Here is an 11,721-nt window from a genome sequence, read left to right on the forward strand (position 1 = left end):
TCATGATGAAATTAGAATTTAGTTCTGTCGGCCCTTTCATCAAATTGAACTGGATAGACATCCAGTGGGCGGTTAATTTTGGTCTAATAGATGAACGTTTCGCAATTCAATTTGCGGAATCCCGGATCCAGTCAGGCAGTTACTCTGAAGAGGAAATTTCACTCGCGCTTCAAGAGTTTGAGAATGAAAGTAACATTACCGCTCTCTTGGTCACATTAGCATCTTCTAATTTACCTGATACTGGATTCGATTCAAAGCGGAAGTGGCTTTTTATTGCCTTGTCCTATTTATTCAACCACAGGTCCGCTTACAGCGATGTTTTTTCCTGCATAGAGGAAGTTTATGCTGACTTCGATTACCCCGCCTGCATGGACGAGTTTGTTCCTTATATGCCGCCCAAGGATGGATATGATCCCACATCTCATTCATTGGAAGAGAACAGGTCGCGATTGCTGATGAAATGGGAGAATTATTTGAACCAAGAGAAAGAAACACTGACCTCACTTGGGAAGCAAAGTAGCTGATTGGACGCAGGAGTTTACTCACGAGTCCAACCACATCAGCAGTTTTGCTATGCAACCCAGCAAATCGATGATGTTTTGACCCAGATTCGCTCAGTGCTTCGCATGGTGTGGAACGAGCGTTCCCGGTTTCCCAATCGTCTCGCCGGATCGGGACGGCGATGATTTCGGCTGTCGGACGAGATGACATCGAACACGAAACTCTGGATGGCTCCGCCGCCGAAGGGGAGCGTCCGATGAAGCAGCCGTCGAGATTTCTCACATTGCGCTGAAGTTGCGTCGCTAAGTCCGTAGTTTGCGACATTGCCAAGCGTGAACTTAAAGGGCGGGTTGAGGTTGACGCCGCACTCGCATGGTTTGCGAAACTCAAGGCAGAAAGAGCCTCGGCAGCTCCGTCCACTGTCGAGCGACATCTTGGCGATGAGTCAGAAATTCAAGAAGATGAATACCGTTCTTCGGCCTCGGCTGGCGGTATGTTGCCGATGGGCTCCAGAAGGCGACGGTTGTTGAACCAGTCGACCCATTCCAGCGTGGCGAACTCCACGGCTTCGAAGTTTCGCCACGGTCCTCGCCGATGGATGACCTCGGCCTTGTAAAGACCATTGATCGTTTCGGCGAGAGCGTTGTCATAACTGTCGCCGACACTCCCGACAGACGGCGCGATGCCAGCTTCCGCCAGCCGTTCGGAATAGCGAATGGACACATATTGCGATCCGCGGTCGGAATGATGAACCAGCCCGCCACGATGGACGGGCCGCCGATCATGCAGTGCCTGGTCGAGGGCATCGAGAACGAAGCCCGCATGGGCAGTCCGGCTTGCTCGCAACCGACGATGCGGCGAGCGAAGGCATCGATCACGAACGCGACGTAAACGAAGCCCTGCCAGGTCGCCACATACGTGAAATCAGAAAGCCAGAGCATGTTCGGCGCAGGCGCGAAGAAGTGTCGGTTCACCCGGTCGAGCGGGCATGGGCCGGTCTTGTCACTGATCGTCGTACGAATCGGCTTGCCACGAATGATGCCCTGCAGCCCCATTGCCCTCATAAGCCGAGCAACAGTGCAGCGGGCGGTGTCAAAGCCCTCCCGCCGCAATTGCCGCCAGACCTTGCGCACGCCATAGACCTGGAAGTTCTCATTAATCACCCGGCGTATCTCGATCTTCAGGCCGATATCGCTGCGGGCGCGAACCGACAGGCGGTCCACATCCAAGCGCTTGGCGACGTTCTCGTAGTAGGTTGACGGGGCAATCGGCAAAAGCCTGCAGATCGGCTCGACCCCGAACACGCTACGGTGCTCATCGATGAACGAGATCATCGTTTGAAGGGACGGTTGAGCTCCGCCATCGCGAAATAAGCAGATGCCTTGCGCAAAATCTCGTTGGCCTGACGAAGCTCGCGGTTCTCCCGCTCAAGAGCCTTCATCTTCTCGGCCGCATCGCTCGGCAGGCCCGCTCGTTTGCCGCTGTCGACCTCGCTCTTCTTCACCCATTCGTGCAGCGTGGCAGGTGAGCAGCCAATCTTGGCCGCGATAGATGAAACGGTAGCCCATCGCGATGGATGCTCTGCCTCGTGATCCAGCACCATGCGGATCGCACGTTCGCGGACTTCGGGTGAAAACTGTTCGTTGTCTTGCTCATGTCGGCTCCACTTTCTCAGAAGTTGGAGCCTCCGGCAAACCCGGTGCGGTTCACAAGCTTACTATGCTTGGATATGATGTGAAGATTCTGCAGCGCGACTTAGGTGGCGATGGGATAGGCCGGATCGCAGATTTTGAAGTTCAAGGTTTTGGGCGACTTGATGTTTATTCTCCGGAGATTTTGAAACCAAGGTCAATATCAAGCGCCATTGAGAAAAAGTTGGGCCACCAAGCAGATACCGTCATGGTGCAGCTTCCGAAAAATTACTCGAATGTAGATATGTATAGTGTTGCCGTCAGAACCTTGATGAAACCGAATGTTCCACAAAACTCGCTTTTGCTTTTTCAGAAGGGATCTGAGGTTTATCAGTTCAATAGATCAATGGTCTTGGACCTAATTGGGAGGCGGTAATGGGTTCCTTTAAGTGCCGTTGCGGATACACCATGCTTTTGAAAAGCGGAGTGGAACCATACGAACAATACATCACGCAATCTAGGGTGGTCGATGTAGAGTTATATGATCTAGCGGAAGCGCTAATAAGCGACATTCAAAATATGAAAGGTCTAGCTCGCGATATGCGAATGGACGCATTTGTCTCTGCAGTAAAATCAGGGATGGAAAGTGTTTTGCGGTGCCCTAATTGTGATCGGATTTGGACAGGTACAAATAGGAATGAAGTATTGATGGCTCATGTTAGAGAAATTGATACAGAAAATATTGCGTAATGGCCTTCTTGTGATAGCTACAATAGGCTTCTCCTCTTAGCCAGATTTCCGAGCTGACGGCTGGTGGCGATATCGTCATAAAGGCCGGCTGCGGTCCTTGGGCTTGGTGCCGGAGTGGCGGCTGGTTTGGCCAAAAGAGCACAGACCTTCAACGGAACAAGTGTAACATCGATACCCACAGCAGATTGGCCACAACTCAATGGTGCTCTACGTGAGGCTGCCAATTGGGCTTCGCTCGCTTTGCAGGGCAAGGGAAAGATAAACTTTGGCATGGGTACGTTTGATACACGGCAAACGATGGCAATGGGTGAAGCTTGGGTGGGACCTGGATATCGCGTTACTTCGACGGGCTTTTACGAAAGTGCTGATGGATTGAGCGCGTTTCGATCTCCAAGCTATAGGGATAAGCTAGGGAAATTCCAGGCGAATTTCGAGCAACGACTTCCCGGGCAATAAAAATGGGGCGCAAATAGGCACGTGGATGTTATACCATGAAAGCTGAAATAAGATTTTATTCGATGGTTGGCGGAGAGTTAGCCAACTACTGGCCAGAAGATCCCTTTGATTTCTGTATTGGGATGGACGCTACCATTGGAGTGGAAGGAGGCACAGGAGGAGATATTTTTAGCTTCGAAGTTTGTTCTCCTAGGTGGTTTCAGGCGAACCGTGCGCAGTCTCCAACGTTTGCTCGGCATGTCTTGTTCGTAAACCAGTACGATGAGTACGCAATCAAACGAGCTGTGGAAGAAATAGTAGACCGGGCATCCGGGGAAAACTGGGATGAGATTGCTAGCATTTTAGCTCGTTATATGTTTTGGGAGTTTGAAGACTACGAGCCTTACCGTGCCACGAGCTATATTACTTGCTGCTTCTTTTTCCCTTTTAGGTTCCTACAGAGCAATCATGGCCATATACCCATAGCTGGCAACCCAAATGCGCCTTAGGAGGAACCATGAGTGGTCCGTTTGCTCGTGCTTTGTTTCGATTGTCATCGAAAGAGTATCAAGAGCGCTTTGTTATTTGTGGCGACAAAGATAACTACGTTGTTGTCGACGAATTGGTTGATGATGCCCTTTATTGGGCTGGAAAAAAACTCATGTCTGTTGATCGCGGAACAGAACTCTATTTAAAAATTGAGCGACTGTTTACTCTTTTGAAGGAGCGAGGTGGCGAAATAGATGGCATGTCGAACTACGATGTTATTAATAGAAGCCAATTCTGGAGGGATGCTGGAATATTGGCTAGAGATATATTGGATATCTTGCCGGATGGAAATGTATAACCGTACTTAGCCGTCAGGTTATCACAGTGCACAATGATGAGAAAAATTTCTGCCGAGTGTGCGGATATAATCTAAGGTATCCCATATGGGGAGAGAACGGAGAGACACCATCCTATGAAATTTGCCCCTGCTGTGGAGTTCAGTTCGGCTATGGAGATACCAGCCCCGAGAATTGCATCGATATTCGAAAGCACTGGATCGAAAATGAAAAATGCAAGTGGTTTAGTCCCAGGTTGAAACCCCAGAATTGGGATTTGTGTGATCAGCTTGAGAAAATACCCGAGGACTTTAAATAGTTTCTTCTCATTCTGGCGGTCAGACGGAAACGCTTGCCAATTGACCAATGCGCTACAAGCAAATCCTTTCGGGTATTGGTGATATCAATCCCGCGGCGAACTCCGCAGCTCTTGCCAATGCAGACAATGGACTTACGGCGGGACTGACTGCTGTCAATCTGGCTACAGGAGGTCTATGCCAAGGACAAATCATCTTCCTTCGGCCTGCAGCTCTCCCTGTCCTCGATCGGCTTCGATATCGGCAAGTCGAAGGGCTATGACGAGACGCTGACGAATGCCTCCATCACCGCCGCCGGAAACGTCTCGCTGACATCGGGCCGCGATACGGCGCTTCTGGGCGGCAACATCATCGGCAGGACGGTCGATCTTGATGTCGGGCGCGATCTCACCATCCTCTCGCCGCAGGCGCAGGGCTGGCGCGACGGCTTTTCCTTCGGCCTGACGGTTGGCGTCAACCCCGCCGATTGGAGCGTTCGCGGCTCGAAGGAGGACGGTTTCAAGGCATGGTCCTCCGGCTCGGGGATTGTCGCTGCGCAGGGCATCGATATCAAGGTTGCCGAAGACACCACGCTGGTCGGTGCGCTGCTTCAGGCAACCGATGGCGATATCAGCCTCGATACCGGCACACTGACCGTGGCTGACTTGAAGGATACCGACCAGTACAAGAACGTTGGCGGGTCTATCGGCATGAGCGGCGGCAAACTCGGTACGGTTGGTTTCTCTTACGAGAAGAAGGACAAGCAGGGCGAGACCCGCACGACGCTCGATGCGTCCGGTGATCTGAACGTCACCATTCGCGATGCGGACAAGGACGGTGTCGCCGGAACGGAAGCGGACAAGGCGGCCGCCGAGCAGCTACTCGCCTCTATCAACAAGGATGCCTCGAAGTATCAGGAAATCAACAAGGACAGCTATACCAAGCTGTCGGGTGAACTCGATGTCCAGAATCTGATCGAGTTCGGCGATAACATCAAGGCGATCCAGAACTATCAGCGGGCTATGAACGCCGCCATTCCGGAAGCCATCGCTGCGGAAGGGCCGGAAAACGTCGACTACTATAGGCGTCTGCTGGCCAACGGTCTAACGCCGACTGAAGCGGCACGCGCTATCGAAGCCCCAGAGATCCAGCAATTCGTCTCAAGCCAGCGTGTCTGGAACGACGCGGTTGGTTTCTATGGTTCGGCGAGCAAGGTCCCGGCTGAAATCAAGGCCGCAATTGCAAACGGTATAAAGCTTGATTTTTCTACAGGCGAACCGCTGATAAGACGGGAAGGCTGCGAAACCAATGGCTTCGGTTGCGAAGTAAAATTCCAGACGCAGAATGCTGAGGGCATGCGTCAGGCCGAGATTGCAGTTTCCAACGCGAAGTCCGAACTCGAAACGTTGGTGCCTCAATTACAAGGGCTGCTCGACAAGGCGCTTTCCGGCGACCTTACGATCAATCCTGCTGCACTGTCGCTCGAGATCGAGAAGACCAAGGCGAAGATCTCTGCCGCCATGTTCATCTATGAGCTCTGCTATGACACGGTCGGTGAAACCTCACTCGTCAAGGTCCTGAACGACGTGGTGAATTCAACACCATCTAACGCGGGTGGCATCTACGGGGAACTTGGTGCAGTAGATGTTACAGGTTTCCTCGAGACAAGCTTCAGCGACGTCCGCCGGAAAGTCTTCTACAGCGACAAGCCGGGAGCAATCGAAACTGCAGATGAAGTTTTTCTTCTGACACCAAGCCCCGCATTCGTCGCGTCGGGCGCCAAACTCACCGGGAAGGTCATCGCAAGTGGAGCTTTGCGACTCTACGAAACAACTGCTGGCAAGTGGTTGTCGAAAGAGGCGATCGAGTATTCGATCAGCAAGGATGTAATAGCAAAATATAATCCCTTAAACAAAGGGCCGCTTCCAAATGACATCGCGCAGACGTTTAGAAGCGGAACCTATGACGAAGTGGTGACGACCAAGCCCACGACCCTCTATCGCGTGATCAGTGACGATGGAAACCCCGCTGGCGGTTACTGGACTACGGCAAAGCCTAGGGGGCCTTTGCAATCTGTTATCGATAGTGCACTCGATCAAAATTGGGGTAATAAAGCGACGCGAATAGTCGAAATGGAGGTGCCTCCAGGCACGAAATTGTTTGAGGGCGTTGCGGCCCAACAGAGGGCGCTCGTCGGCGGCGGTAATCAAATCTATTTCGATCGATCGATCAACCCATTGAATCCCAACTGGATAAAACAATGAAAAACTGTGACTGGGAAGAAATTTCCTCCTTCAGAAGCTTAAGCGAATATCAGCGATTTTTAGCTTGGCTCGAAGAGCAAGTAAAAAGAGGAGAGTGCGAAGAAATCGTAGAAGATAAGACTATTTTCTTTGAACCGGCCGAGCGTAAGTTTCGCTGTAGAGAGAGTGGTCAAATATGGCGCTTGTTGTGTCCTGATCCGGGCTATTTCTCAGGTTCATGGCGTCCGGAAGTGATTGGCACTGAGAGGTGACACCGGCTCAGTTCCCCGGCAATTTTACATGCCAGCGTGAATCACCCTACCCCATCCCCTTTGGCTTAGAAACGATATCCATCACCTCACGTCCCCAGACCACGCCGCGATTTGCGATGGCTCGTGCAATATCTTCCACTTCCGGCTTCCGGGCTTGGATAATTGTCGTCGCCCGCGATAGCTCGACCTGCGGATATCGGTTACCAAGGTGGTTATCGTGGAAAGGCGCGATTGGTGTATCCCAACGATGGAATGATATATTATTCACCTGATCACTATAAGAAACTCGAAATGATTGGAAACAGAGCAGGAGGAATAAAATGAAAGAGATAAAGCTAGACCTTCTGAACATTGAAACGGAAGATCAGTTCCATGATTTTGTTCAAAATAACTTAGAATTTCCTTATTATTATGGAAGAAATGCAGATGCGTTTTGGGATTGTATCACCGATATTTTCGATGAAATATCATTTCATATATTAAACTACGACAAGCAAAGTTCTTTTGTTAAAAGGCAAATAGATGTATATATCTATATGATGTTTCTATATCAAGAGAAGAGAAAAGGACGATTTTCTATTCACGTTTACTTCGATTAAATGTAGAATATTTGAAGGGCTTTTAAGTTTGGCGCTCGACGTTTCAAACCCCTCGGTTGTCGCCGGAAAGAGGAATTGTCCGAGAGAAGCCACGAGTGGTCCGCTTGCACGTGCTTTGTTTCGATTATCATCGAAAGAGTATCAAGGGAATTTTGCTCTTTGTGGTGACAAGGATAACTACATTATTGTTGACGAGTTGGTTGATGATGCCCTTTATTGGGCAAGAAAAAAACTCATATCTGTTGATCGCGGAACAGAACTCTATTTAAAAATTGAGCGACTGTTTACTCTTTTGAAGGAGCGAGGTGGCGAAATAGATGGAATGTCGAACTACGATGTTATCAATAGAAGCCAATTCTGGAGGGATGCTGAAATATTGGCTAGAGATATATTGGACATCTTGCCCGATGGAAATGCATAACCGTATTTAGCCGTCAGGTTATCACAGTGCGCAATGAAGAGAAAAATTTCTGCCGAGTGTGCGGATATAGTCTAGGGTATCCCATATGGGGAGAGGACGGAGAGACACCATCCTATGAAATTTGTCCCTGCTGTGGAGTTCAGCTCGGCTATGGAGATACCAGCCCCGAGAATTGCATCGATATTCGAAAGCACTGGATCGAAAATGAAAAATGCAAGTGGTTTAGTCCCAGGTTGAAACCCCAGAATTGGGATTTATGTACTCAACTTGAGAAAATACCCGAGGACTTTAAATAGTTTCTTCTCATCCTGGCGGTCAGCCCTGCCGGGACTCTAGTCGCCGCTGGATAAAAGTTCAGTGGCAGATCAGCATCGTTTCACAAATGGCGGGCTAAATTTGGTGGCATGGACACAATACTGATCTGCCGGCATTGGAGGGACTACTTTCCACGAGCGACTGGATTCAAGCACAGGCTAGAGCATGACATCAGCAGCGGACCCCGGCCATCGCCGACGCTTTCACGCAAAGGGAATGGGCGCTGCCGGCAACGATTGACCGGATCTATTCACCCGCCCGAGCCGAAGAGAGGTTGGGCTGGACATCCCGCTTCAGCTTCGGAGAGGTACTTGCGCAGTTGGACCGGCTCAGTCTGGAGGTCCTGCCTGTGGGCGCCAATATCAGCAGGAAATCCGAATAACCGTCCGGCTTATGCAGCAACATCCTCACGAACGCCCAGAATGCGATCGATCAGGCCCCATTCCAGAGCTTGCTCCGCCGTCATGAAAAAATCCCGGTCCATGGCCGCTTCGAATTTTTCATAGCTGTGTTTGCAATGTTCGGAATAAAGCCGCGTCATGCGGTGCTTCGTCTGCTTCATCTCTTCGGCATGGATCAGCATGTCCGAAGCCTGCCCCTGGAAACCGCCCAGCGGTTGATGAATGTGGATGCTGGCATTGGGAAGGGCGCTCCGCTCGCCCGGTTCACCCGCCATCAGCAGAAACGATCCCATGGAGCGGGCCGTTCCCATGCAGAGCGTATGAACCGGTGCGCGGATATAATGCATGGTGTCATACATGGCGAGACCGCTGGTCACCACACCGCCCGGCGAATTGATATAGAGATGGATCGGCTTCTTCGGGTTTTCCGCCTCGAGAAACAGCAATTGCGCGCAGACCAGCGCCGAAACCGCATCGTTCACCTCGCCGTTGAGGAAGATGATCCTTTCCCGCAACAGCCGGGAATAGATATCGAAAGACCTTTCTCCCCTTGACGATTGTTCGACTACCATAGGGACGAGTTGCATCGCTTCGCGCATCGGCGAACTCCTGTCGTTGAAATGTCGGGGAACGTTCCGGATCAGGCGGCGAGCTTGATCGGCGAACCGTTGTGGTTTGCGGCGGCTTTTATCATCCGGCCGGTATTGACGGGCAGGTCATGAATGATGCGCAGGCTGGTGCCGCCATGGGCATTCGCCGCGATCCTGAAGGTGACGGTGCTTTCCAGAAATGGCGGATTATCCTCCCGCAGCCGATAGCGCACCTCTTCGCCGGGCTTGATATCGATCGCATCGGGCTCCGCCAACGCCTCCTTCGGCAGCCAGTTTTCACGAAACGCCGGAATGCTGATGGCGCGCCAGACCTTTTGCGGCGGCTCGTCCAGATCATATTCAAGCTCGATGCCGTTTTTCGGCGCTTCCGGTGTCTGCCTGTTCATTGGTCCATATCCTTCAGCAGGAGTTTGAGAGCCTCAATGCGCTGCGGCCAGTAGGCGCGATATTTGCCGAGCCATTCCGCAATGCGCGTCAGCCCGTCCGGATCCACTTCATAATTGACGAAACGGCCCTGCCGCTTCTCGACCACCAGCCCTGCCCCGCGCAATACCGAAAGATGCTGCGACATGGCCGGCTGGCTGATCTCGATCCCCTCACGCAAGGCGGAAGCGTTCATGGCGCCGTCCGCCAGCTTTTCGAAAATGGCGCGGCGCGTCGGATCGGCAAGCGCCCGGAAAATATCGTTCTCTGTCATGCCAACACATAAGCACACACTTATGTGATTCACAAGCCCTTTCGGCGCGTGGAAAACGCGCCTTTTTCACGCCGATGGCACGAGGTGCCGTGAACGCTTTATCCCCTCGCGCGTTTTCATCCCGCCTGATACTCTTCGGGCCGGGAGCGATCAAAACAAGTGACTGCATTTACGGTCTTCATCGTCATTCTTCTCATGGTCATCGGGCCGAGCCTGTTTGTCGTCATCGGCAAACAGCGGGAAAAGGCAATTCCCAAGCGCCCCTCCACCGCCCTGCCCCTTGCCGAAGACGCAACGACGCTGGACCGGCACTGGCAATCGATAAGAAACGGCTGGAACGAGAAAAATGCGCTCTGCCTGCTGCATTCCAACCGCGATGCCTTTGCGGTGCGCGTGGCGGCGGCGCGTGCCGCCGGGCGCAGCCTCGATCTGATGTATTACATGTGGAATGCCGACCTGACCGGACGGCTGATGATGCGTGAAGTCATCGCCGCCGCCGATCGCGGCGTGCGCGTGCGCCTGCTGCTCGACGATCTCGGCGTCTCCATCTCCGACCGCATCTTCCACGCCATCGACAGCCATCCGAATATCGAGTTGCGACTGTTCAACCCCACCAGGGCGCGGGAAAACATCCTGCATCGAAGCATAGAGCTGGTGCTGCGCTTCCGAAGCGTCAATCGGCGCATGCACAACAAGGCCTGGATTGCCGATGGTCGGGCCGTGATCGTCGGCGGGCGCAACATTGGCGACGCCTATTTCGACGCCGCCGAACGGGCGAATTTCCACGATTTCGATATTCTCGGCTTCGGCAGGATCGTCGCCGACGCCACCGAAATCTTCGACGATTACTGGAACAGTGCCGTTTCCGTGCCCGTGCGTTCGCTATTGGCGCGCAGGCCGAGCAAACTCGCAAGGCTGCGGCGCGAGCTGGACGCCCTGCCGAAAAGCGAAGCGGCAAAACCCTATCTGGAGCGCGTCGAAAGCCAGTATGGCCGCGACCATTTCCTGATGTCGGACCGTCTGCACTGGGTCGAGGCGGCGGATATCCTCGCCGACCCGCCGGAAAAGGCGGCGGGCAAGCGCCGCAAGGGTCATAACTTCCTGATGGAAAGCCTGCTGCCACTGATGCAGGCGGCAAGCGACAGCCTGCACATCACCTCCCCCTATTTCATTCCCGGCAAACAGGGCGTGGGGATATTTCTACAGCTCGCCGAGAACGGCGTGTCGGTCGCCATCCTCACCAATTCGCTGGCCGCGACGGATGTGGCCGCCGTGCACGCCGGTTATGCCCGCTATCGAAAACCGCTTCTCTCCGGCGGGGTGCGCCTGCACGAGCTGCGCGCGCAGGCGGATCAGTCGAACTTCACCCTGCGCGGCTCGGGACAGGCGAGCCTGCACACCAAGGCTTTCACCCGCGATGGCAGGACCGGCTATATCGGTTCGCTCAATTTCGATCCGCGTTCCGCCTCGCTCAATACGGAAATGGGCGTCGTGTTCAACTCCGCCCCGCTGGTTGCCCGTATGGACGAGATATTCGCGGGCGAAATCCGTCGCACCATGAGTTTCGAGCTGGAAATCGACAAAGGCAGGCACATCGTCTGGATGACGGAAGAACAGGGGCGGACAAGGACATACCGGCGCGAACCCGACGCCACCATCAGCCGCCGCATCGTTGCCGGTATCATGCGCTTCCTGCCGCTGGAATCGCAGCTTTAACGGGGAAAG

Annotated in this window: 13 protein-coding genes, 2 pseudogenes and 1 other annotated feature; of the genes and pseudogenes, 11 read left to right on the top strand and 4 right to left on the bottom strand. The window is 53.0% G+C overall.

The annotated features are described in order from the left end of the window. Nucleotides 1–2 precede the first annotated feature (2 nt). On the top strand, nucleotides 3–524 hold the full coding sequence (locus tag FGF54_RS06740; RefSeq protein ID WP_142779261.1) for a DUF2247 family protein: 522 nt from the start codon (nucleotides 3–5) through the stop codon (nucleotides 522–524). A gap of 430 nt (nucleotides 525–954) precedes the next feature. Here FGF54_RS06740 and FGF54_RS06745 read toward each other — a convergent pair. Then, nucleotides 955–2,104: pseudogene (locus FGF54_RS06745) on the bottom strand (IS3 family transposase). After that, nucleotides 1,761–1,877 (bottom strand) — a sequence feature (AL1L pseudoknot). Its footprint overlaps the pseudogene before it by 117 nt. 26 nt (nucleotides 2,105–2,130) lie before the next feature. On the opposite strand from FGF54_RS06745, the gene FGF54_RS06750 reads away from it, so the two are divergent. The 9 genes and pseudogenes from FGF54_RS06750 to FGF54_RS06795 all read left to right on the top strand — a co-directional run bounded on the left by FGF54_RS06750 (nucleotide 2,131) and on the right by FGF54_RS06795 (nucleotide 7,972). Then, nucleotides 2,131–2,568, top strand: coding sequence for a hypothetical protein (locus FGF54_RS06750; protein WP_142779262.1), 438 nt, complete (start codon nucleotides 2,131–2,133; stop codon nucleotides 2,566–2,568). A 32-nt stretch (nucleotides 2,569–2,600) separates the two neighbouring features. Next, a complete protein-coding gene (locus FGF54_RS06755) occupies nucleotides 2,601–2,882 on the top strand; it encodes a hypothetical protein (protein ID WP_142779263.1) in 282 nt (93 codons plus the stop codon). A 491-nt stretch (nucleotides 2,883–3,373) separates the two neighbouring features. Further along, nucleotides 3,374–3,826, top strand: a complete 453-nt coding sequence (locus tag FGF54_RS06760; protein WP_142779264.1) for an immunity 8 family protein — start codon at nucleotides 3,374–3,376, stop codon at nucleotides 3,824–3,826. 8 nt (nucleotides 3,827–3,834) lie between these two features. Next, the gene (locus FGF54_RS06765) at nucleotides 3,835–4,164 is read left to right on the top strand and encodes a hypothetical protein (protein ID WP_142779265.1); all 330 of its coding nucleotides are present in this window, start codon (nucleotides 3,835–3,837) and stop codon (nucleotides 4,162–4,164) included. Between the two features lie 578 nt (nucleotides 4,165–4,742). Then, nucleotides 4,743–5,066 (top strand): annotated as a pseudogene (locus FGF54_RS27485) (hemagglutinin repeat-containing protein); the annotation flags it as partial. Nucleotides 5,067–5,102: 36 nt separating this feature from the next. Further along, nucleotides 5,103–6,701 carry a hypothetical protein gene (locus FGF54_RS06775; protein ID WP_246666967.1) on the top strand — a complete coding sequence of 533 codons (1,599 nt, stop codon included), beginning with the start codon at nucleotides 5,103–5,105 and terminating at the stop codon, nucleotides 6,699–6,701. Then, nucleotides 6,698–6,952, top strand: coding sequence for a hypothetical protein (locus tag FGF54_RS06780; protein WP_142779267.1), 255 nt, complete (start codon nucleotides 6,698–6,700; stop codon nucleotides 6,950–6,952). Before FGF54_RS06775 ends, FGF54_RS06780 begins: the two co-directional genes overlap by 4 nt. 320 nt (nucleotides 6,953–7,272) lie before the next feature. Next, nucleotides 7,273–7,551 carry a barstar family protein gene (locus tag FGF54_RS06790; protein ID WP_142779269.1) on the top strand — a complete coding sequence of 93 codons (279 nt, stop codon included), beginning with the start codon at nucleotides 7,273–7,275 and terminating at the stop codon, nucleotides 7,549–7,551. Between the two features lie 28 nt (nucleotides 7,552–7,579). Further along, nucleotides 7,580–7,972, top strand: a complete 393-nt coding sequence (locus tag FGF54_RS06795) for a hypothetical protein (protein WP_142779270.1) — start codon at nucleotides 7,580–7,582, stop codon at nucleotides 7,970–7,972. A gap of 706 nt (nucleotides 7,973–8,678) precedes the next feature. On the opposite strand, the gene FGF54_RS06810 is transcribed toward FGF54_RS06795, so the two are convergent. The 3 genes from FGF54_RS06810 to FGF54_RS06820 are packed head-to-tail and all read right to left on the bottom strand — an operon-like array spanning nucleotide 8,679 to nucleotide 9,996. Continuing rightward, complete coding sequence (locus FGF54_RS06810; protein WP_142779272.1) at nucleotides 8,679–9,287, bottom strand: ATP-dependent Clp protease proteolytic subunit; 609 nt, start codon at nucleotides 9,285–9,287, stop codon at nucleotides 8,679–8,681. 41 nt (nucleotides 9,288–9,328) lie between these two features. Continuing rightward, nucleotides 9,329–9,685, bottom strand: a complete 357-nt coding sequence (locus tag FGF54_RS06815) for an SRPBCC domain-containing protein (protein WP_003524775.1) — start codon at nucleotides 9,683–9,685, stop codon at nucleotides 9,329–9,331. After that, nucleotides 9,682–9,996 carry a helix-turn-helix transcriptional regulator gene (locus FGF54_RS06820; RefSeq protein ID WP_142779273.1) on the bottom strand — a complete coding sequence of 105 codons (315 nt, stop codon included), beginning with the start codon at nucleotides 9,994–9,996 and terminating at the stop codon, nucleotides 9,682–9,684. The genes FGF54_RS06815 and FGF54_RS06820 overlap by 4 nt, the downstream gene beginning before the upstream one ends. Nucleotides 9,997–10,155: 159 nt before the next feature. On the opposite strand from FGF54_RS06820, the gene FGF54_RS06825 reads away from it, so the two are divergent. After that, nucleotides 10,156–11,712, top strand: a complete 1,557-nt coding sequence (locus FGF54_RS06825; protein ID WP_142779274.1) for a phospholipase D family protein — start codon at nucleotides 10,156–10,158, stop codon at nucleotides 11,710–11,712. Nucleotides 11,713–11,721: the final 9 nt, after the last annotated feature.

It is taken from the genome of Agrobacterium sp. T29, assembly GCF_006970545.1.
Lineage (GTDB): Bacteria > Pseudomonadota > Alphaproteobacteria > Rhizobiales > Rhizobiaceae > Agrobacterium > Agrobacterium leguminum.